This is a genomic window from Geothrix limicola (assembly GCF_030268085.1).
Classification (GTDB): Bacteria; Acidobacteriota; Holophagae; order Holophagales; family Holophagaceae; genus Geothrix; species Geothrix limicola.
Genome location: NZ_BSDE01000003.1, coordinates 485,003 through 506,736, shown reverse-complemented (window position 1 = coordinate 506,736; position 21,734 = coordinate 485,003). Strand labels below are relative to the sequence as shown.

The 21,734-nt window shown below is 70.6% G+C and carries 17 protein-coding genes; 1 reads left to right on the top strand and 16 read right to left on the bottom strand.

The window, feature by feature from the left end; translation table 11 throughout:
- Window positions 1–13 precede the first annotated feature (13 nt).
- Entirely contained in the window at window positions 14–787 is a 774-nt protein-coding gene (locus tag QSJ34_RS10140) for an alpha/beta fold hydrolase (protein WP_285574673.1), read from the bottom strand.
- Window positions 784–1,833, bottom strand: a complete 1,050-nt coding sequence (locus tag QSJ34_RS10135; protein WP_285574668.1) for a M14 family zinc carboxypeptidase — start codon at window positions 1,831–1,833, stop codon at window positions 784–786. The genes QSJ34_RS10140 and QSJ34_RS10135 overlap by 4 nt, the downstream gene beginning before the upstream one ends.
- 167 nt (window positions 1,834–2,000) lie before the next feature.
- Here QSJ34_RS10135 and QSJ34_RS10130 point away from each other — a divergent pair, with 167 nt between their 5' ends.
- Window positions 2,001–2,147, top strand: a complete 147-nt coding sequence (locus tag QSJ34_RS10130) for a hypothetical protein (RefSeq protein ID WP_285574665.1) — start codon at window positions 2,001–2,003, stop codon at window positions 2,145–2,147.
- Window positions 2,148–2,160: 13 nt separating this feature from the next.
- On the opposite strand, the gene QSJ34_RS10125 is transcribed toward QSJ34_RS10130, so the two are convergent.
- The 14 genes from QSJ34_RS10125 to QSJ34_RS10060 form a co-directional block, all read right to left on the bottom strand.
- On the bottom strand, window positions 2,161–3,009 hold the full coding sequence (locus tag QSJ34_RS10125; protein ID WP_285574661.1) for an RMD1 family protein: 849 nt from the start codon (window positions 3,007–3,009) through the stop codon (window positions 2,161–2,163).
- 50 nt (window positions 3,010–3,059) lie between these two features.
- Window positions 3,060–3,662, bottom strand: a complete 603-nt coding sequence (locus QSJ34_RS10120; RefSeq protein WP_285574653.1) for a DUF4337 domain-containing protein — start codon at window positions 3,660–3,662, stop codon at window positions 3,060–3,062.
- Between the two features lie 23 nt (window positions 3,663–3,685).
- A complete protein-coding gene (locus tag QSJ34_RS10115; RefSeq protein ID WP_285574651.1) occupies window positions 3,686–4,981 on the bottom strand; it encodes a sensor histidine kinase in 1,296 nt (431 codons plus the stop codon).
- On the bottom strand, window positions 4,978–6,330 hold the full coding sequence (locus QSJ34_RS10110; RefSeq protein ID WP_285574650.1) for a sigma-54-dependent transcriptional regulator: 1,353 nt from the start codon (window positions 6,328–6,330) through the stop codon (window positions 4,978–4,980). The genes QSJ34_RS10115 and QSJ34_RS10110 overlap by 4 nt, the downstream gene beginning before the upstream one ends.
- Window positions 6,331–6,372: 42 nt before the next feature.
- On the bottom strand, window positions 6,373–8,760 hold the full coding sequence (locus tag QSJ34_RS10105) for an ABC transporter permease (protein ID WP_285574648.1): 2,388 nt from the start codon (window positions 8,758–8,760) through the stop codon (window positions 6,373–6,375).
- 2 nt (window positions 8,761–8,762) lie between these two features.
- The gene (locus tag QSJ34_RS10100; RefSeq protein ID WP_285574645.1) at window positions 8,763–11,174 is read right to left on the bottom strand and encodes an ABC transporter permease; all 2,412 of its coding nucleotides are present in this window, start codon (window positions 11,172–11,174) and stop codon (window positions 8,763–8,765) included.
- 34 nt (window positions 11,175–11,208) lie between these two features.
- Window positions 11,209–11,913 (bottom strand): ABC transporter ATP-binding protein, encoded by a 705-nt coding sequence (locus tag QSJ34_RS10095; RefSeq protein WP_285574642.1) that lies wholly within the window; start codon window positions 11,911–11,913, stop codon window positions 11,209–11,211.
- Window positions 11,914–11,969: 56 nt separating this feature from the next.
- Window positions 11,970–14,345, bottom strand: coding sequence for an ABC transporter permease (locus QSJ34_RS10090; RefSeq protein WP_285574639.1), 2,376 nt, complete (start codon window positions 14,343–14,345; stop codon window positions 11,970–11,972).
- Between the two features lie 11 nt (window positions 14,346–14,356).
- A complete protein-coding gene (locus QSJ34_RS10085; protein ID WP_285574635.1) occupies window positions 14,357–16,738 on the bottom strand; it encodes an ABC transporter permease in 2,382 nt (793 codons plus the stop codon).
- A gap of 10 nt (window positions 16,739–16,748) precedes the next feature.
- The gene (locus tag QSJ34_RS10080) at window positions 16,749–17,969 is read right to left on the bottom strand and encodes an efflux RND transporter periplasmic adaptor subunit (protein ID WP_285574633.1); all 1,221 of its coding nucleotides are present in this window, start codon (window positions 17,967–17,969) and stop codon (window positions 16,749–16,751) included.
- A 139-nt stretch (window positions 17,970–18,108) separates the two neighbouring features.
- Window positions 18,109–18,903: a subclass B1 metallo-beta-lactamase gene (gene bla, locus QSJ34_RS10075; RefSeq protein ID WP_285574630.1), complete on the bottom strand. Its 795-nt coding sequence runs from the start codon at window positions 18,901–18,903 to the stop codon at window positions 18,109–18,111.
- Window positions 18,904–18,975: 72 nt separating this feature from the next.
- Window positions 18,976–19,182, bottom strand: coding sequence for a hypothetical protein (locus tag QSJ34_RS10070; RefSeq protein ID WP_285574627.1), 207 nt, complete (start codon window positions 19,180–19,182; stop codon window positions 18,976–18,978).
- A gap of 127 nt (window positions 19,183–19,309) precedes the next feature.
- A complete protein-coding gene (locus QSJ34_RS10065; protein WP_285574625.1) occupies window positions 19,310–21,151 on the bottom strand; it encodes a chloride channel protein in 1,842 nt (613 codons plus the stop codon).
- Entirely contained in the window at window positions 21,144–21,656 is a 513-nt protein-coding gene (locus QSJ34_RS10060; RefSeq protein ID WP_285574623.1) for a MarR family winged helix-turn-helix transcriptional regulator, read from the bottom strand. The genes QSJ34_RS10065 and QSJ34_RS10060 overlap by 8 nt, the downstream gene beginning before the upstream one ends.
- Between the last annotated feature and the right edge of the window lie 78 nt (window positions 21,657–21,734).

Genomic DNA, 21,734 nt, shown 5'->3' with positions numbered 1-21,734 from the left:
CGCCCCCCAGACCTCATCCGAGGAACGGAGGCGCCCAGGGATCCGTCGCCTCCATCCACTGGCGAATCCTTTCGAGGACCCAGGCGCCATCGTCCAGGGGCAGGTCATGGCCCGCCCAGGGGTGCACCGCCAGCGGACAGCCCCAGCGGCGCGCGAGGGCCTCGGAGCAGCGCGGGTCCACCAATCCGTCCCCCGCGCTCGCCAGCAGCAGTGTGGGCACCGACAGCACTGAGGGCGCGCGGAGCCGGGCCGCCGCGAGCAGCTGGCGCCACGCGTTGGAGAGGCGCACGGGCCGGGACTGCCGGATGGCGGTCCAAGTCTCGATCAAGCCCGGCGGCGGTGTGCCGAGCCGGCTCGTGAGGCGGAAGATGAGTTCCTCCCGCTCCCCGGGCTTCCGGACGAACAGGAAGCGCGCGGCCAGGGGCCAGGCCCGGGGCCGCATCCGCCGGTGCGGTGCGCTGACATTCCCGAAGCTCGTGTTGACGAAGACGCAGCCCGCCATTTCTTCGGGATGGGCCTCGGCCCAGGCCGCCGCGACCATGCCCCCCAGCGAAAGGGCCAGCACCTGATAGGGCGGCTGCAGGCCGAGGTCCGCGAGTTCGGCGCGGAGGTGCGCGACCAGGTCAGCCGGGCGCGTGGGGCTGGGCCGGTCGTGATGGACGCCGTTCCCCGGCAGGTCCAGCGCAACGGCGCGGGCGCCGGGCAGGGCCTCTTCGAGCGCCCCGGGGAAAGCCCCCCAGTGCCCCCGTTCGCGCATCCATCCACGCAGCAGGATCCACGTGCTCAAGGCCGCACCTCCGGAGATGCCTGCAGATCCCAGGGGAAGCCGGGATACCAGTGGTCCATGGCCCGGGCCCGGTGCTGCTCGCGTTCCGCGCCCGTGGGCAGCCAGCGCCGGTGGCTGGCGGCGGCCCGCGCGAAGAACTCCAGCAGGGGCACGTGGCGCCTCAGCACGCGCTGCTGGCGATGCTCGATGAGCGGATTGAAGTTGCCCAGCAGGGTGAAGAACTGCCGCGGATTCTTCTTCACCCAGCTCCAGGAGCCCATCTCCAGCGTCAGCGGCAGGAACACACGGCTGGGTTCTTCGAGCGACTGCAGGTAGAGGTGGTCCCAGAGATCGCCGTGGGTGAGGTACTGCAGGCTTTGGGGCTCGAAGATGTAGCGGTAGTTGCAGAGCGTCTCCTGCAGAAGGTCCCTGAGGGCGTGCATCTCGGGCAGGTGCGGGATGGGCGCGCGGGTGTGCGCGTAGGGAAACCAGATGCGGTCGGCCATGCCGAAGCCCGAGTGGCAATCCACCGCCACGCAGCAGCGGCGGCTCAGCAGCTCGCGGGATACCACCTCGCACAGGGCCCGGCTTTCCGCCTCCATGGGCTGGTCCAGCGCCCCGCGGAACCAGGGCATGCGCGGGCTGAACCGCTGTCCGCCGATGAGCCAGGGCACGCGCTCCTTCGACTCCACCGGCGCGTTGCGCATGAGGTCCACGCCGCTGGGGTTGGCCCGGGTGCCCAGCCAGGTGCCGCCCGGATTCACGAGGGGCATGAACACCATGCGCACCGAGGCCAGCAGCGCCTCGACGGTGTCGTCCCAGCGCAGGCGGCCCGCCAGGTTCTGCAGGTAGGCCAGCACGACTTCGGCGCCGATGCGCTCCAGACCATGCACGCCGCCGAAGAAGCCCACTGCCGGCGCCTGGGGATCGGGGTTGCCCACCAGCACCACGTAGACCGGCATCCGGTCGCCGCGGCATTCCACCTCGCACACGCGACGCGCCTCGAATCGGGCGCCGCCGGCCTCGATGGTGCGTTCAAGATCCTCAAGAAGCGGCAGGCGCGGCATGGTCCCGATCAGGTGGGGGATGGCTCTGAAGCCTAGCCCGGAACGCTCCTTCCGCGCCCGGCGATTTCACCCGGTTACACAAGCTTCACAGCGCGGACACAAGCCTCCGGGACGCGGCGCCTATAGTCGCCAGGTCCGTCGATGTGGACCCTCCGGGAGACCCCACCATGCGATCCCCCTCCGCCCGAGCCACCCTCCTCTCCAGCCTGGCCCTCGGCGCCGCCGTCCTCTGGGGCACCCGCGAATGGATCGCCCTTCTGAAGGCGCACCTGGGGGATCGGGTCCGCTTGGGGAAAAGGGCCCGGGCCGTCTGAAGCGGGACCTCCCTCAGGACCACAGCCCCAGGCGCGCCAGCAGGGGCTTTCCGAAGGCCAACAGGATTTCCGCCAGGATGAGCAGGATGATCACCCATTCCAGGCGCTGGTTCTTCCGTGTGTCCTGCAGGCCGAGCAGGGTCATCCCCGCGTCGTGGAGGTAGGCCAGCTTCTCCCGGATGGCACTCACCCGTTCATCCAGGTCGAACTGGTCGTACAGCGCACTGTCGAGGTGGGCGAGGGATTCGCTCTCCCAGGTTTCCGGTGGATCATCGAAGAGGGTGAGGTTGTCCAGCACGGCGGCGCGGACTTCCATGGCGAACCCCACGAGCCGGAGGACTTCCCGATGGGGGAGCAGCAGCTTGCCCGCGTGGCTGAGGGCTTCCACCACGGGCTGGAAGCGCCCCATGGCCTGGCTCACGGCCCCCTCGAAATGATCCAGCGCCACGCTCTGGGCCAGGGTGAGGCTGATGATCCGCAGCTTCTCCAGACTGAGTTCCTGCAGCCGCACCTCGCTGAACCCCACCGCGTCCTCGGGGGCCCCCACCTTCACCGCGAGGAAGTCCCGCGCCTGCTCCTCCAGGCGGTTCATCCCGGGCAGCGCCTTCAGCTCCTCGTGGATCTGGCGGATCAGCGGCTCCGGGCAATCCCAGAACACCACGCCGCCGAAGCGGGACAGGAAGACGTAGCTGCCCTTCTGGGGCTCCAGCACGAGGGGGTTGGCGCCGAGGATGGGATGGTGCGGATGCGCCGCGCAGAAGGCCTTCAGATCGATCTGGCCATCCACATAGTCCGCCTGGAGCGCGAAGGCCCTCGCCTCGCCCTCCAGGAGCATCGGATGGGATCGGAGGGTGGGGACCATGTCATCTCCAGGGGGCCCATGGAGGTTCAGGGTTCAGTGCCGGGGCACGCTCATCCGAGCACCTTCGCCATGACATCCGAATGCAGGTTCCAGTGGAGGAAGCCCGCCAGGCCGAAGAGGAAGCCGAAGCCCGCGAAGGCGCAGGCCACGCCGAAGAGCCAGCGCTTCTTCGTCAGGGCCGTCACGCCCGCCAGCGCTACGGCCACGCTCAGGCAGGCCTCGGCGAGGTCGAACTGATCGTCGTGGATGTTCATCGTGTCGTAATCCTTGGCCGCCTGCTCGGCCTCGGTCTTGATCTGCTCCTTCTCCTTTTCGTACTTCTTCGCCGCGGCCTCCAGGCCTGCGACCTTGGCTTCCACCTTGGCGCGCACCTCGGGCTTCAGCCCGGGATTCATCTCCAGCTGGGTCTTCAGCATGTCGGCGGAGTTCTCGGCGATGTGCTGCTTGGTGCCCTTGCTCTGGTAGTAGGCCCACTGATCGATGGCCTTGGCTTGGGCCTGCTGCATAGCCTGGACGACGTTGCCGTCCTTCACGTTGCACAGCGCCATGAAGGTGGCCACCACGGCCACGAAGAGCGCGATGAACCCGTTGAAGCGGCTTTCCGCCGCGTGCTCCTGAACCTCATCCTGGATCGTGTCGAGGGCTTCGGCCATGGGACCTCCTGGGCGGCATCAGTCTAGCCCTTCAACGGCAGACGCAACACCGCCCGCGCACCCCGCGGTTCGCGGTTGGCGAGGTGCAGGGAGCCCCGGTGGCCCTCGGCGACCTGCCGGGCCAGCACGAGGCCGATGCCGCTGCCGCCGGGCTTGGTGGTGAAGAAGGGCACGAAGAGGTTGCCGCTGGGGGGCAGGCCCGTGCCCTCGTCCTCGATGAGGAATTCGATCCAGCTCCCGGCCCGCCGCCAGCCGATGCGCACGCCGCCACCGCAGGTCAGGGCCGAATCCACGGCGTTGCGCAGGAGGTTGATGAGGGCCTGTTCCAGCTGATCCGCGTCGCCAGGGAAACCCATGGCGGGCCCCTCCTCCACCGCCACCGGCAGGCGCTGCTCCAGGGCCGCCAGCTTGTGGGCCAGCGCGCCGGCGTCCACCTCGCGGAGCTGCGGTTCCGGCAGACGGGCCAGCCGCGTGTAGGATTCCATGAAGCGGCCCAGGGCCTGGGCGCGCGATCCGATGATGGCGAGGCCCTGGGCGGCGTCCTCCTGCCACTCGGGCCCCTGACGTTCCAGCAGGGTGGCGATGCTGCCCGACAGCGACTGGATGGGCGCCAGCGAGTTGTTGATCTCGTGGCCCAGCACACGGATGAGGCGTTGCCAGGCCTGGCGTTCCTCCTCGCGCAGGGGCCGCGTGAGGTCCGATAGCACCAGCAGCTGATGGGGCCGGCCCGCCTGCCGGAAGGCCCCGCGGCGTCGTTCGAAGCGGCCCACGCGGCCCGGCAGCGCGAGGTCCAGCAGGCCCGGCCCCTCCTCCGCCAGGGCTTCCGCCAGACCCAGCTCCGCGGCGGGGCGCCCCAGCAGGTGAGCCTGGCGCTGCCCCAGGAAGGCTTCGCCCGCGCGGTTCACGAGCTGCAGGCGGCCCTCCTCGTCGAAGGCGAAGACCGCCACATCGATCTCTTCCATCACGGAACGCAGCAGGGCCGTGGCCTCCATGGCCTTGGTGCGCTGCTGCTGCAGCAGCTCCGAAAGCGTGTTCAGCTCGCGGAACACGTCGCCCAGCGCGTCGGCAGAGGTGGGCGTGCGCGCACGGAAGCTGTAGTCGCCTTCGCGGATGGCCGCCAGCAGATTGGAAAGGGTCTGGAGGGGGCGCTCCGCCAAACGTCCAAGCGCGCGCAGGCGCTCCACCGCGAGCAGCAGCGCGGCGCCTAGCGCGGCGCCCATCAGCCAGCGTGGCACGGGGGCCAGGCACAATCCCGCCGCCAGCAGCACCGGCAGCAGGGCCAGGAGGGCCGCGCGCTGGAGCGAGCGGGCGTGGTTCATCCCGTGATCCCGAGTTTCTGCATGCGGCGGTAGATGGCGCTGCGGCTGAGGCCCAGGGCTTCGGCCGCCAGGCTGGCGCTGCCGTGGCGGGCCAGGGCCTTGCGGATGAGCAGGGCCTCCATGTCATCGAGGCTGAGGTCGTCCAGCGAGGCCCGATTGGCATTCGGCGCGAGCAGGAGGTCTGATGCGGCCAGGGTCGACCCGGACGCCATGAGCACGGCCCGCTCCACGGCGTGATCCAGTTCGCGCACGTTGCCCGGCCAGGGCTGCTGCTCCAGCAGGCGCAGGGCGCCCTCCTCGAAGCCCGAGATGGCCTTGCGATAGCGCTTGGCGTGGCGGTCGAGGAACAGCGCCGCGAGCGGAGCGATGTCTTCGCGGCGTTCGCGCAGCGGCAGCAGGTGGATTTCGAAGGTGTTGAGCCGGTAGCGGAGATCCTGGCGGAAGCGCCCGGCGGCGATCTCGCTTTCCAGGTCGACGTTGGTGGCGGCGATGACGCGCACGTCGGCCCTCTGGGTGCGGCTCGAACCCACCCGTTCGAATTCGCCCGTCTCCAGCACGCGCAGCAGCTTGGCCTGCAGGCTCAGCGGCGCGTTGCCGATCTCGTCGAGAAACAGCGTGCCGCCGTCCGCCAGCTCGAAGCGCCCGGCCCGCCCTTCCCGCGCGTCCGTGAAGGCGCCCTTCACGTGGCCGAAGAGTTCGGATTCCAACACACCTTCAGAGAGGCCGCCCGCATTGAGCGTGAGCAGGGGCTGGGCCGCGCGCCGGGAGGCCGCGTGCAGGCACTTGGCCACCAGGCTCTTGCCCGTGCCGTTCTCACCGGTGATGAGCACGCCCGCATCCGAGGGGCCCAGGCGCTCCAGCAACTGCACCACCTGCTGCATGGCCTTGGAGCGCGCCACCAGGGGCGAAGCGCCCTCGCCCCGCAGCAGGGCGTTCTCGGCCTCCAGCCGCTTCGAGCGGTTCAGCGCCGAGGCCAGTTCCAGCTGGGTCGAGAGGGTGGCCAGAAGGCGAGCGTTCTCCCAGGGCTTGAGCACGAAATCCTTGGCGCCGCGCTTCATGGCCTCCACCGCCAGCTCCACGCTGCCCCAGGCCGTCATCACCACCACGGGCAGGGCCGCATCCACGGCGCGGATGCGCTCCAGCAGCTCCAGCCCCTCGCGCCCCGAGGTGGTGTCCTTGGAATAGTTCATGTCCATGAGCACCAGGTCCGGCGCCGCCGCCTCCAGCGCCGCCAGGGCAGCGACGGGCGTGGCCGCCAGGTCCACCTTGAAGCCCTCGGCCTTCAGCAGCAGCCGCAGGCTCTCCCGCACGTCGGGCTGGTCGTCGGCGATGAGGATGCGAAAGGGCATGAGCTAGTATCACTCGCTTCGCTTTGGCGTATCACCCGCTTATCACTCGCTTCGCAGCACGTCCGCCGGATTTACGCGGGCGGCGCGCAGGGCGGGGAGGAGGCAGGCGAGCAGCCCCGCGAGAAGCAGGGTGCCTGCGCTGAAAGCCAGGTCCAGCGCGCCGATCTGGGGCAGGCCCGGCCAGCGCCACTGGACGAGGCGCATGAGCGCCCAGACACCGGCCACGCCGATGCCGAGGCCCAGGGCCAGCAGGCGCAGGCCCAGACCCATGACGCTGGCGAGCAGGTGCTGCGCGGTGGCGCCGAGGGCGGCGCGGATGCCCATGTCGCGGCGGCGCAGGGCCACGTGCAGGTTGAGCGCCGCCCAGAGGCCGAAGCAGGCCAGCACCAGCGATCCCATGCCCAGCAGGCCGAGCAGGCGCAGGTTCTGGTGCTCCTGGTGCAGGGTCGCGGCCACGTGGTCCTCCAGCGTGATCAGCTGGTCCGGCTCGGCGCCGGGCTTCTCCTGAGCCAGGGCATCCTTCATCAGGCCGCGGAGGGCGCGGGCATTGCCGCGGCCCGCCACCAGCAGACAGCAACTGTCCATTTGAAGCCATTCATGGGTCAGCCAGATCATGGGCAGGTGGAAATCCGGATCGAAGCGCATGCGGTGATCCGCCACCACGCCCACCACCTCCAGGCGCTGGCCTCCGCCCATGTCGATGGGACGGCCCACGGCGGACCCGTCGGGAAAGAAGGACCGCGCGAGGGTTTCGTTCAGGATGACCTTGTCCTTCCCGTCCCGGTCCGTGAAATCCCGCCCCTCCACGAGGGGTACGCCCAGGGCGTGGAACCAGCCCGCGCCCACCATGGCCGCCGGAAGGTGCTCCATCTCGGTGCGATCCCCCCCGCGCAGACCGAACATCACCCGCAGGCCCCCCAGGGGCGCCGCGGCGCTCCGGGCCGCGAAGGCCACCTCGGGATGGGCCCGGAGGCGGGCCAGCACCCGCTCGGCCAGGCCCGGATCCTGAGGAGCGCTCACCTGCATGAAGGCGCGGTGGGCGGTGGGATAGCCCATCTGCGCCGCGCTCCGGAAGGCGCCGAGCGCCACGCTGGAGGCCGCCAGGAGGGAGAGGGAAAGAGCCACCTGGGTGGCCACGAAGAGGCCTCCGCCTGCCGACGTGGCGGTGCGGCCGCCCCGCGAAGCCAGGATCTGCGCCGGGTCCTGGCGGCGGGTGCGGAGCATCGGGATCAGGGCCGCCAGGAGCAGCGCGGCCAGGCTGAGGCCGAGGCCCAGGGCCAGGATGCCGCCATCCAGGGTGGGGAGGGTGGAGGCGTCGGAAGCCGCCTGGCCCGGATTCAGCATGAGCCGCCGGGCCAGGGCCAGGCCGCTGGCCAGGGCCACGGGAGCGGCCATCAGCGCGAGCAGCAACGCTTCCAGCAGCAGTCTGCGGGCCAGCGCGCCGCCACTGGCGCCGAGGGCATAGCGCATGGCGAATTCCTTTTCGCGCCGGCGGATGCGGGCCGCGAAGAGGCCCGAGGCGCTCACCACGCCGAGAAGCAGGGCCAGGCCCGACGCGGCGAACAGCAGCGTGCGCTGGGGGAGCACGCGGTTGAGCAGGGTCTGCTCACTGGCCTCCAGGCCCTCCAGCACGAAGGCGCGTCCCGAATCGCTTTCCGGATGCGCCTTCGCCAGGGCCGCACTGGCCACATCCAGCGCCGCCTGGCCTTCCGCCCGCGTGGCCCCCGCTTTCAGGCGGGCGGTGATGTGGAAGGCGGGGATCTCGCGGTTCGTGAAGAAGCCCGGTGGCAGGGCGGAACTCACGCGCATCAGGGACTTCATGGGCATCCAGAGGTCCTCCCGCTGGCCCAGCTCCAGGCCCTCGAACCCTGCCGGCCCCACGCCCACCACCGTGAACGGAACCAGTCCCCGTTCGGTGCTCACCGTGCGCCCGAGGATGGAGGGATCGCCCTGGAAGGCCGCGCGCCACAGCCGGTGACTGAGGACGGCCACCGGGGCGCCCGTGGCCTCCTCGTCGGCCGTGAAGGTCCGGCCCAGGCTCGGTCGGAGTCCCAGCGTGCGGAACCAGCCTTCGCCCACCATGGGACACGTGACGCTCACCAGCCGATCGCCCAGGCGCAGCCGGGTTTCGGACTCGTGGATGGATTCGGTCATGGCCGTGAAGGGCCCCGGGAAACCCTTCAGATCCTCGAACTGCGGATGGGAAGCGTTCCACAGTCCTTTCTCGCCCTTGGGCTGGACCTTGATCAGCAAGAGGTTCTCTCGCTCCGCCACGGGCAGCGGGCGCAGGAGCACGGTCTGCAGGATGGCGTGCAGCGCGACGTTGGCGCCCAGGCCGAGGCCCAGCACGAGCACGATGGGCAGGGTGAAACCGGGCGAGCGGAGGAGGGCGCGCAGGGTCTGGCGCAGGTCGAGCAGCAGGTTGGACATGGTCATTCCGATCGCAGGACTTCGGCGGGGTTCACGCGGGCGGCGCGCAAGGCGGGCATGAGGCAGGCGAGGAGGGCGGCGGGCACCAGCAGGGCGAGGACGCCGAGGTAGATGAGCGGCCCGGCCTGGCTGAGGCCGTAGAGCCACTGGGCCAGGGCGCGGCCCATGCCCCATCCGAAGACCGAGCCCAGGATCAGACCGAGCCCCACCATGCCGCCGGCGCCGGCGAGGATCTCCGCCACCACCTGGACGCGGGTCGCCCCCAGGGACATGCGGATGCCGATATCGCGGCGACGCTGCAGGGCGATCTGGGCCAGCACGCCGTAGAGCCCGACGGCCGACAGGAGCAGGGCCAGCACGCCGAAGGCGAAGAACAGGACGCTGGCCATGGCCTGGGTGGCCAGGTTTTCACGCAGGATGTCCTTCAGGGGCCGCGGTTCCGGCAGGGCCAGATCCAGGTCCAGGGCGCGGATGGCCGCCTTCACCTGGGCGGCGTAGCGGATGGGCGCCCCCGCCACCTTCACCACCACCACGGGCCCCTCGAAGAGCCTTTGGACTCCGGCGGAGAGGTAGAACTGAGGATCCTCCTTCTTGCTCACATCGTGCTCCGCCGTATCACCCACCACGGCCGAGACGGTGAAGGGTTCGGGAGGGCCGAAGTAGACCGGCCGCCCGATGGGATCCGCACCGGGCCAGAGCTTCGCGGCCAGGCTGCGGCTGAGGATGCAGCCCCGGGGCTCGGCCGGCTGGAAGGTCCGGCCCGTGAGGATGGGAATGCCCATGGCCTGAAAATAGCCCGGCGACACCACGTGGGCGCGGCTGTGGATGGCGCCGTCGGTGCTCGAGCCGTCGGGCCCGGGCGGAACAAGCCGGGCATAGCCCGCGTTGACGGCCTTCACGAAGGGCAGCGTGTCGTTGACGCCCACCTCCTGCACGCCGGGGATGGCCTTCAGGCTGAGCTCCAGCTGCTCGAGGAAGATCTTCTGGAGATCCTGCGTGTACTTCTGCGGCGGCAGGGGCACGTTCACGGTCAGGACGTGCTCGGCCTCGAAACCGGGGTTCGTGTTCCGCAGATTCAGCAGGGTGTGGATGAGCAGCCCGGCGCCCATCAGCAGCATCACCGACAGGGCCACCTCGGCCACCACCAGGCCCTTGAGCATGCGCCAGTGGCCGCGGGCGTGGCCTCCGCGGGATCCGGCGCGCAGCGCTTCCATCAGGTGCGAACGCCGGGCCATGAACCAGGAGAGGAAGGCCAGGCCGAGGCCCGTGAGCAGGCTCAGCGCCAATGCCGCGACCACCAGGGCCGGGTAGAGCTGGGCCTCCACGGGAATGGGGGAGATGTCCTTCATCAGCCAGCCGAGGGCCTGCTGCAGGTAGTAGCTGAGCCCGATGCCCAGGCCGCCGCCCAGCCCCGCGAGGACCAGGCTTTCGGCGAGGAAGAGCCGGCCCAACTGGCCCTGCCCCGCACCGAGGGCCTGGCGGATGGCCAGTTCCCGGCGCCGGGCCATGTCGCGCACCAGCTGCAGTCCCGCGACGTTGAAGCAGGTGATGAGGAGCACGACGGCCACGGCGCCCTGGAAAGTCAGCAGCACCTGTTTGAATTCGGCGGCGGCCTGCTCGAGCAGGCTCGACACCCGGAGGTCGAAGCGGGGGTTGCCCACGGAGGCGCCGATGCGCCCCGCGGCCACGTGGGCTTCCGTCTGCGCCTGCTGGAACGGCACGTCCGCACGCAGGCGGCCGATGGCCAGGAAGGTGCCCATGCCGCGGTTGTTCCGCCCCGCGAAGGGCGTGGCTTCAGGCGTGAAGATCTTGGAATCCTGGATGCGCTCATGGAACCGGAATCCTGCAGGCAGCACGCCGACCACCTGCACGGCCTTGCCGTCCAGCACCACGGTGCGTCCCAGCGCGCCGGGATCCCCGTGGAAATGGCTCATCCAGAAATCGTGGCGGAGGATGCCCACGGTGGCCGGCAGCACTTCCTCGTCGGGCCGGAAGACGACGCGCCCCAGAGCGGGCTTCACGCCCAGCAGGCCGAAGAAGTCTGCGGTCACCATGCCCACGTCCACGCGGAGGGGCTCGCCCAGGCCTGTGAGCGTACGGTTGCGCGAGGTGCAGGCCGCCATGGCCTGGAAGCCCTTGCCCGGGCCCCCCGTCGTCTGGGCCTGCACGTCCAGGAAGTCGGCCATGGTCATGGGACCGATCTCGCCCGTCTGGTTGTCCATGGGCTGGATCACCGCCAGACGCCCGCTGTCCGGGTAGGGCAGCGGACGCAGCACCAGGCGGTCCACGTGCGAGATCACGGCGAGGTTGGCGCCGATGCCGAGGGCCAGGCACAGGGTGGTGGTGATCAGGAAGCCCGGCGAGCGCAGGAGGCTGCGGAAGGATTGGCGGAGGTCGAAGAGCAGGGTGAACATGGGAGGCCTTTCGAGGAAAGGGCAGCGGAATGAGCTAGGCGGTGTGCTGCTTGCGGGCTTCCTCTTCGCTGACGACGCGGCCGTCGAAGAGGTGCACGGTGCGATCGGCCACGCCGGCGAAGCGGCTGTCGTGGGTCACCATGCAGATGGTGGAACCGCGCTGGTGGAGCTCCTTCAGCAGCTCCATGACGGATTCGCCGTTGGCGCTGTCGAGGTTGCCCGTGGGCTCGTCCGCCAGGAGGATGCTGGGTTTGCCCGCCAGGGCGCGGGCCACGGCCACGCGCTGCTGCTGGCCGCCGCTGAGCTGGCTGGGCAGGTGCCGCGCGCGGTGGCTCATGCCCACGTCTTCGAGCACGTTCAGGGCGCGGGTGCGCCGCTCCACCGCCGACATGCCGCGGTAGACGAGAGGCAGCTCCACGTTCTCGAAGACCGTGAGATCGCCGATGAGGTTGAAGCTCTGGAAGATGAAGCCGATCTCGCGATTGCGGATGCGCGCGCGGTCCGCCAGCTTCAGCCCCGAGGCGGGCTTGTTGTTGAGGACGTAGGTGCCACCGGTGGGCGTGTCCAGCAGACCCAGGATGGAGAGCAGGGTGGACTTGCCGCAGCCCGAGGGGCCGGCGATGGATACGAACTCGCCCTCGCGGATGTCGAGGTGCACGTCGGACAGGGCGTGGGTCTCCACCTCGTCGGTGGTGAAGACCTTCTTGATGGATTCGAGGTGGATGATGGGGTGGGACATGGGGACTCCGTGAAGAGGGAAGAGGACGAGGAAGGGGATCGTGGTGAATGCGCGGTCTAGTCGTCCCGCAGGGCCTCGGCGGGCGACATGCGCGCGGCGCGAAGGGCGGGCAGGAGGGCCGAGGCGAGCGCGGCGCCCACGAGGGTGCCTAGGGCCAGCAGGCTGAGCTGAAGGGGCGGGCTGGGCCAGGCGCCCAGGGCCTCGCGGCCCAGGCGTTCCAGCAGCCCGCCAAGGAGCACGCCCGCCAGGCTCGCCAGCAAGGCCAGGCGCACCGTTTCCTTCAGGATCTGACCGAGGATCGCCAGCGGCGACGCACCCAGCGCGGAGCGGACGCCAAACTCGGCCCGGCGCGCCGACACCGAGGCCGCCATGATGCCGAAGACGCCGCCCGCCGCCAGCAGGAGGGCCAGGGCCGCGAAGGCGCCGATGAAGGCGAGGGCCATGCGCTGGGGGCCCAACTGCGCCTTCAGGAGGTCTTCCATGGGCAGGTAGCGGTCCAGCGCGAGACCCGGTGCCGCCTCGCGCAGCAGGGCCTGCAGCTGAGCTCCGGTGGGCGCCGGGCCCAACGTGCGGAACACGAGGTAGAGATCCCCGTGCCAGACCATGCCCGACTGGGCCAGGGGCACGTAGAAGAGGGGCGGCGCAGGCTGGGCCGGGCCGAATTCCCGCAGATCCGCCAGCACGCCCACGATGGTGAAGGATTGGTCGCCGAAGGGGAGACGCCGGCCCACGACGTCGTCGGAACCGAAGGCCTCCAAGGCCAGGGCCCGCGTCACCAGCATCACCGGATCCGAACCCGCCTGGTCCGTGACGTCCACATCTCGGCCGCGCAGGAGGCGCAGGCCCAGGGCCTTCAGCAGGCCGGGCGTCAGGGCCCGGGCTTCGGGATCCAGGTTCCGGCCGTCGGGAAGGACCGTGTGGAGGTCGCTGCGGAAGCCGCTCATGGGCAGGCCGTTGCAGGCCCCCGCGGCCTGCACCCCGGGCAAGGCTGCGAGGCGCGCGGTGATCGCCTCGGCCAGCCGCGCGCGGGATTCCAGCGGCATCCGCCTGGCGGGCTGGATCTGGAAGCTCCAGACGCGCGCCAGGTCGAAGCCCGGATCCGCCGCCGCCAGGCGCCCCAGGCCGTGCTGCAGGGAGAGCGCTCCCAGCAGCAGCGCGCCTCCCAGCACCAGCTGCGCGCCCACGAACAGGCGCCGCGCCCGGCCCTGCCCGCCCAGCCGCGGCGCGCGTCCGCCCACGCGGAGCAGGGCCGCCAGCTGGTGTCCGGGCTGGGCCGCGAGGGCGCAGACCGCACCCAGGAGCGGGCCCAGCAGGGCCGCCCCGAGGAGCGAGGGCCCGTCGAGGGAAAGGCCGTCGAGCGCCAGGTCGGGAAAGCTCCAGCCGAGGATCCTCCCCGTGAGGCCCAGGCTCAGGTGCGCGAGCAGCAGGCCCCCGAGGGCACCGAGGCCGCCCAGCAGCGCGCCTTCGGCCACCAGCAGGCGCCGCAGGTCGGCCGGTTCGGCGCCGAGGGCGCTGCGCACGGCCATCTCGTTGCGCCGTCCCAGGCCCCGGGCCAGCAGCAGGGAGCCGGCGTTGTAGGCGGCCAACAGCAGCACGAGGGCCGTCGCCCAGCGCAGCAGGCGCAACAGCCGGAGCCCCTGCCCCAGCGCCTCGTCGACGAGGGGCGTGACGCCGTAGCGCACCTGGTCCAGCAGATCCTTCGGGGCTTCCCCAGCGAACAGCTCGCGAATGCGCCCCGCCACCTGGGCCATGGCCGCCCGGGCCTGGGCCGGGGTGGCGTTGTCCTGCAGGCGCGCGACCACCCGCAGGAAATGCGGGCCGTGGTTGTCGCGCCGCGCGGCGGTCCACTGGAAGGGCTGGAAGAGTTCGGTGCCCTGGGGCGTATGGAAGCCTTCGGGCAGCACGCCGATCACCTGGGCGCTGGCGCCATCCACGCTGAGGCTGCGCCCCACCAGGCCCGGGTCGGCGCCAAACCGGTCGCGCCAGGCGCGGTGCGAGATCAGCAGCGTGGACGGGGCGCCCGCCTCGTCGTCGGCCGCCGTGAAGCCCCGCCCCAGGGCCGGCTGCACTTCCAGCACGTCGAAGTAGTTAGCCGTCACGCGGTCCAGGCGGACGCGGACCGGCACTTCGAAGCCGAGGTTCGCGTGGGTGGGTTCCCAGGCCGCCACGCCCTTGAAGACCTGCGGAAACCCACGCATGAGCTGCAGGTCGCCCGTGGAAGGTGTGCCGTGGCGCTCCGGGACGGCCGCAGATCCGTTCCACAGGCTCAGGAGCCGATCGGGACGAGGCGCAGGCAGACTGCGCACCATCAGACTGCGGTGCAGGGCCATCATCCACGCGAAGCCGCCGATCCCCAGCGCCAGGAGGATCAGGGCCGGCAGCGCCGTGCGCGGTTCGCGGAGGAGGGATTTCAGCAGGGAAGCGGGTCGCATGGGGAATCCGTTCAGTTCTGGCGAAGGGCTTCGGCGGGCTGGATGCTCGCGGCGCGGAAGGCGGGGAGGAGACTGGCCGCCACGGAGCCCAGCAGCAGGACGGCCGCGGCGCCGAGCAGGCCGTTGGCACTGGAGGGTCGGGCCTCGGCGAGGACGGCCGCCAGCAGCCGCCCCGCGGCCAGGGCCCCGGCCAGGCCCGCCAGGATGCCGAGCAGGCTGGTCCAGAGGCCGCGTTTCAGCACCAGGCGGAAGATCTGGCCCGCGCTGGCCCCCAGGGCCGCGCGGATGCCGAATTCCCGCGTGCGCTGGGCCACGAGGTAGGCCAGCAGGCCGTGCAGTCCGGCCAGCGCCAGCAGCAGGGCCAGGCCGCCCGCGAAGCCCATCAAGCGCGTCTGGGTGGCGGTGGCTTCCAGCTTCGCGGCAATCACGTCATCCATGCGCCGCAGCCCCTTCACCGGCCACTCCGGCGCCACCTCGCGCACAGCGCCGCGGAGGGCCTGCAGGTTCATCAGGCGCGGGTTATCGAACTGCACGACGAAGGTGGTGGTGACGAATCCGGTGGGCGAGGCGAAGTAGGCGGTCATCTGGTGCCCGGCGTTCGCGGGGCCCGCGTTGCGCACGTCCGCCACCAGGCCCACGACGCGCACCCACTGGTCGTTCGGGGATTTGAACTCCTGGCCGATGGGATCGCTACCGGGCCAGAAGGTGCGGGCCATGGACTCGCTGACGATGGCCGTGCTGACCGGGGACGTGATGTCGGCGGAACCGAAGTCGCGGCCGCCAAGCAGGCGGATGCCGAGGGTATCGAAGAGCCCCGGACTCACGGTACGCATCTCCACGTACTCGTCCTGGCGCATGGGGTGCTCGTGGCTTTCGGTGGTGTAGGCCCATCCGAAATCGTCCACGGGCAGGAGGGCGATGCTGCCCACGCGGCTCACGCCCGGCACGGCCCTGAGCCGCGCCATCAGGTCCGTGGCCTTGGCCATGGCCAGCCGTTCGCCCGCCTCGTCCTTGGCGCTGGTGTCGCAGGTGAAGACCGCCACGCCCTTGGTGCGCAGGCCCAGGGGGGTTCCCGCCAGGCGCAGGAAGGTGCCTTCCAGGGACCCGAAGGAGGCCAGCAGCGTGAGGGCCAGGGCGACCTGGGCCACCACCAGGGCGACGCGCAGGCGTGGCGAGGCGCTGCGTCCCGCGCCCCGGCCTCCGGCGTTGAGGAGGCGGCCCAGGCGGATGCGGGAGATGAGCAGGCCCGGAATGGCGGCCATGCCCAGGGCCACCGCCAGGGCGGCCAGGGTGGTCCACCCCAGCAGGGCGCCGTCCAGCGCGAGGGGACGCGCCGCCTGCAGGTCCCGGCTCACGACGGGCCGCAGCAGCGAGAGCGTGGCCTGGGCCACGCCGAGGCCCGCGACGGCGCCCCCCAGGCCCAGCAGGAGCGATTCCATGAGCCGCGGCCGGATGGCCTTCCAGGCACTGGCGCCCAGGGCCAGGCGCAGGGCCGTTTCCTCCGTGGCCGCCAGGGCCCGGGCCAGCACGGCATTGGCCAGGTTGACCAGGGTGAGGATCACGAGCAGCCCCGTGGCCAGGCCGAGGATCGCGCCCAGCGTGCGCTGGGAGGCCCGCCGCACGGAGATCTCCGAGCGGCTGACCAGCTTCGTGATCGTTTCGGGCTCGCCGGGATGTTCTTCGGCCAGGCTCTGCGACAGCGCGTCCAGGCGCGCTTTGATCTGGGCCTCACCCACCCCGGGCGCCAGGCGCAGGTAGGTCGTCATGAAGCGGTTGTAGCGGCCACCCAGCTGGCTGGCCGTCGGCACCAGCGGGATGAACAGCTCGGCGCCACGGATCTGCGCAGAGGCCGGAAGCACGCCGAGAATCGGATGCTCGACGCCGTTGAGCCGCACCGTGCGGCCCAGCACGCCCGGATCGCGGCCGAAGCGCGAGGTCCAGAGCTTCTCGCCCAGCACCGCGCCGCGGGTGGTTTCCGCGCCCCAATGGAGCGAGCCCAGCAGCGGCCGGGTGAAGAAGACATCGAAGAAGCCGGGCGTCACCTTCCCCGCCATGACGATCTCGGGATCCCCCTCGCCGGCGAGGTTCATGTTCATGCTCGTGATGCCTTCCACGTCCCCGGTGCCCTGGAGCCGCGTCTTCAGTTCCTGGTAGAGGGGCCAGGAGTTCGTCACCTGCGAGCCCTTCCCCTCGCGGTCGGTCCACCACAGCGCGTGGATCCGCTGGGAATCCACGAAGGGAAGCTCCGTGAAGAAGACCGTCCGCAGGGTGCCCAGCGCGCCCGCCGTAGCGCCCAGGCCCAGGGCCAGCACGATCAGCACCGACACCGTGAACTGGGGCATGCGGCGCAGGTTGCGCAGGGCGAGGCGACATTCCTGAAGCAGGTGGTCCATAGATCAGCCCCTAGTGGATTCGGATGCGGTCGACGCCGTCCCAGGCGCTGGTGTCGCTGAGGATCACCTGGTCGCCGGGATGCAGGCCTTCGAGCACTTCGATGGTGCTCACGGAGGCCCGGCCCAGGCGGACCTTGATCCGCGTGGCCTCGCGGCCGTCGGGCGAAAGCTTGAAGAGCGACAGCGTGGCGAAGGACTGGGCCTGCACGGGTCGGCCCACCTTGATGGCGCGGTCCGCGTGATCCAGTTCGATGATGCCTTCCACGCTGAGATCGGGGCGGGCGCCCTTGGGCAGCGCGCCTTCGAGGCTCGCATCCACGGTGACGGTGCCGTTCTGCACGCTGGGGTCGATGCGGATGACGCGGCCCTGCACGATGCCGTTGCGCGTGTCCACGGCCACGGCCTGCCCCACCTGGATGTCCTTGGCCTGGGTTTCGCTGACCTTCAGCTCGGCCTTCAACGGCATGGGCTTGGCGACCTTTGCAAGGTTCGCGCCCGGCGCCAGCTGCTGGCCCACCTGCAGGGGCACCTGCTGCAGCATGCCCGCCATGCCCGCGCGCACATGCAGCGAGGCGGTCTGCGCCTGCTTCAGCGCGTACTGGGCGCGGGCCTGCTCCAGCGCGGCGCGGGCCGGCGCCAGCTGGCCACCCCGCCCCTCGAAGAGCGCCATGCGGGCCTCTTCGGTGGCGAGGCGCGCGGCGCAGTCCTCGTACTTCGCGTTGGCGCGCAGTACGTCGCTTTCGGACTGGAGCCCTTCCTTGAAGAGCTTCTGGTAGGCCTTCAGCGTGGCCGCCGCCTCCTTTTCCGCCGCGCGGGCCGAGGCCACGGTGCCCTTCTGGTTCAGGGCGCTCACGCTGTAATCGGATTCGGCGCGCTTGAGGCTCCAGAAGGCGTCCTGGGCCGACTGCTGCAGTTCGGGACTGGAGAGCTCGGCGATGATGCTGTCCTCACGCACCTCGGTGCCGGGGAAGAGGAGGATGCGCTCGACCTTGCAGGGCACCTGGGCCGTGATCATGCGCACGTCCACGGGCACCAGCGTTCCCGTGCCGCGCACCTGGAAGACCATGGCGCCCTCCTGGACCCGGTCGAGCAGCAGGCTTTGGCGGTCCACCTCCGGCGCCGCGGGCTTCAGCCGGCTCAGGCCGAAGATCAGGGCCAGCACGCCCAGGGCGGCCGCGCCCATCCAGAGGCGTTTGCGAAGGGGACTGCGCTTGGGAAGAACGATATCCATGACCGGGACTCCAGCCCGGTTCTCAGCCAAAGCGATGCCAGCTTTCAACATCCGCCATTTATGCAGTTAGCAAATCTGCCCCCACGACACCCGTCCCATTTCTGGGACGCTGTGTCCCAGGAGCGAGCTTTCGCCGAGCTCACTTCGCGGGCTGGGCTTCCAGCAGGCCGCGCGTGTGGGCGAGCAGATCCTGGCCCCCCGGGGCCCCGTGCCCGGGCACCACCCAGCGCGCCTCGGGGTAGCGGGCCTGGACCAGGGCCACGGCCCGCTTCCAGGAGACAGGATCGGCGTCCGCGAGGTTGCCCAGGCCGGTGCTGGCGGCCTCCTTGATGAGGCATCCGCCGAAGAGCACCTTGACGGAGGGCAGCCACACGACGAGGTTGTCCGGCGTGTGACCCGCGCCGGGAAACAGGGTCTGGAGCGGGATGCCGCACAACTTGCGGGTCTCCTCCGGCCCGAGGCTGCGCCGGGGCGCCTGCCGGTGATAGTCCGCCGCGAAACGCTGTGTGAGCGGAAGCCCGTAGGATTCGATGCCCCGCGCGTGGGCCGCCGACAGGCCGCCGATGCGGTCGGCATGGGCGTGGGTGCAGAGCACCGCGCCCACGGGACGCTTCAGCGTGTGGGCCGCCCAATCCAGCAGCAGCCGCGTCTGCGCCTCGGTGGCCGGCACGTCCACCAGCAGGCTTTCCCGGGGCCCGGCCACCAGCAGGGCGTTGGAGGACACGCGGCCGAAACCCTCCAGTTCGGAGGTGCTGGCGAGGATCCAGACCTTCGGGAGGAGTTCCGTCGCGCTGAGATCCGTGCCGATCTCCACCGTGGGGCCCGGGGCAGGCTGCGCCTGCGGGCTCAGGGAGGACCAGTCCTGGGGGCCTGCGGGCAGGGAGGCCGGGGCCAGGCCCAGCAGCAGCGCCAAGAAGATCCGCCTTGTGTCCACCCAGGTCCTCCGCAAGGTTGCCGAACCTCCATCCTAGGATGCGGCCGTCAAAGCCCGCGAGGGCAGTTCCGGCTACTTGCCTTCGGCCCCGAGGCGCAGGCTTTCCAGCTCCAGTTCCTTCATGCGCTGGGCGTGCTCCATCTCCTTGAGGCGCAGCTCCCGGTCATGGGCCAGTTCGGCTTCGCGCACCTTCCGCCAGATGGCGAAGCAGCCGGTGACGCCGGCCAGCAGGAAGGCGCCGAGGGGAACGATGTATGAACTCGACAGGATCTCTTGCATGGCGATCTCCGGAAAGCTCAAGGATGGCCACGTTTCGTGGGCCCCCAAAGCGGCTTCGGCCAGGCGGGGTCCCGTATCGGCGAACGGCCCGAGCCGCCCGGTGAACGGCGGCCACGGAGGTTCGCGTCTAGCCCCTCCGGGCCGGAACCAGGCTGCGCTCGGCCTTTTCGGAGGAGGCGAGCCTCGCCGCATGGGCCTCCAGCAGATCGCTGCGCGTGAGGATGCCCACGAGCTGCGCGTGCGCGTCCACCACGGGGAGACGGCCCACCTTCTCGCGCACCATGTGGTCCGCGGCCTCGCGAAGGGAATGCCCCTCGTAGGCCACGGCGAGGTCGCGATGGATGAGATCCCGCAGGGGCGAAGCCTCATCGTGTTGCGCCTCCAGCAGGTCCCGGCGCGTGAGCAGTCCGATCAGGCGGGTGCCCTCCAGGATCGGAAAGCCGTGGTGCGTCGCGCCTCCGGCGCCGGCGCCCATCCAGGCCCGCGCCTCGCCGAGGGTCTGCCGGGCGTCCAGGGTGACGACCCGCTTCGAGGCCGCCTCCTTCACGAGGACCTGGTCCAGGAAATCCGCCGAGTAGTCTTCGGGTACGCGGACGCCCCGCCGGGCCAGCTTCTCCGTCATGATGCTGTGCTTCATCAGCAGGGCGGAAATCAGGTAGGCCGCCGAGCAGCCGCCCAGCAGGGGCAGGAGGCCCAGGGGCTGAAGCGTGATCTCGAAGGCGAAGATGGCCGAGGCCAGCAGGGCCCGCGAAGCCCCGGCGAAGATCGCGGCCATGCCCACCAGGGCGCAGATGCGCGGATCCACACCCGCCTGCGGGAAGGCCGCGGCGATGAGACCTCCGGCGAGGGCGCCCAGAGCGCCGCCGAGGGTGAAGAGGGGCGCGAGCGTGCCGCCGGAGGTGCCACTGCCCAGCGAAACCGCCCAGGAGACGAACTTGGCCAGGCAGAGGGTCAGGAGGGTGACGCCGACGAGGTTCGCCGAAAGGATGGACTGGATGTTGTCGTAACCCACGCCCATGCTGCGCGGCACGAAGTACCCGATGCCGCCCACCGCCAGACCGCCGAGCGCGGGCCACCACATCCAGTGGATGGGCAGCCGCTCGAAGCTATCCTCGATCCAGTAGACGGCCCGCGTCACGCCCACGGAGGCCACGCCCACCAGCGCGCCGATGAGCACGTAGATCGCCAGGGCGATGCCACTGGGCGCCGACAGTGCGGGCATGGGAAAGACCGGCTGGATGCCCACGAGCGAGTAGCGCACACCCGTGGCCGCCACGGCCGCGAGGGCCACGGGGATGATGGAGCGCGGGCGCATCTCGAAGAGCAGCAGTTCCACCGCCAGCAACACCGCCGAGACCGGGGCCCCAAAGGTGGCCGCCATGCCCGCCGCCGCGCCCGCGGCCAGGAGCGTCTTGCGTTCCAGCGCCGTCGTGGACAACAACTGTCCAATCAGGGAACCCAGCGCGCCGCCGGTGGCGATAATGGGGCCCTCCGCGCCGAAGGGCCCGCCCGTGCCGATGGCGATGGCCGCGGACAGCGGCTTCAGCAGCGTGATGCGCGCCGGGATCCGGCTTTCATTCAGCAGCACCTGCTCCATCGCTTCCGGGATGCCGTGACCGCGGATGGCCCGCGATCCGTAGCGGGCCATGAGGCCCACGATGAGCCCGCCCGCCACGGGAATGAAGATCGCGGGCCAGCCCAGGTGATGCCCCGCCGGGGAGGCAAAGCTCGTGGACACGCGGTGGTAGTAGGCGAGGTTCGTCACGAGGCCGATGAGCTTGATCAGCACGTCCGCGAGGTAGCCCGCCACCACGCCGAGGCCCAGGGCGAGAAGCCCCAGGAAGGCCGTGCGGCCGTCGAGGACCGCCGTGACGAGAGGCACCCGGGCGTTCTTGAGGGAAGGCTCCAGACTCGGCGCCACGGGGATCCCTTCCCCGGACAGACCATAGGGTGAGGTGGGTTCAGTCACGTGCTTTCCCTTTCTTCGTCGTGCCCGCCGCTTCTTCGAAGAACATCGGCTGCGCCTCGGCATCCGCCGGCGCAAAGCGTTCCAGCAGCTCCGCGAGCTGGGCCCGGTCTCGTGTTCCCAACGCCGCCAGGCGCTGGATCAGTTGGCCCTGCACGGCGGGCGGCGCCGACTGCGCGAGGCGACTTCCGGCGGCGGTCGGGTGGATCACCAGGCGCCGCGCGTCTTCGGGGGAGGCCTGCTTCTGCACGAGCTGCTTCTCCTGGAGCTTGCGCACCACCACGGATACCGAGCTTTGATCCGTGCCCGTGCGCTCGGCCACCTCGCCCAGGCTCAGGCCCGGCTGATCCTGCAGGACCTGGAGCACGAAGAGCTGGGCGGCGCTCAGGCCGAAGCGCCTCTCGCAGGACACGGAGGCCAGGCGCAGGTCCCGCACGATGGCCCGCAGGGATTGGAGGATGCGCCGCGTGGCGGCGTCGGCCTTGGGGAGCTTTGTTTGGGATCCCATACATCTGGAATCCTAGCAGATCTCATCCGATTTCGATGTCCGGACAGAGGAACTTGTCAGAAACCCGAGAATCGGCTT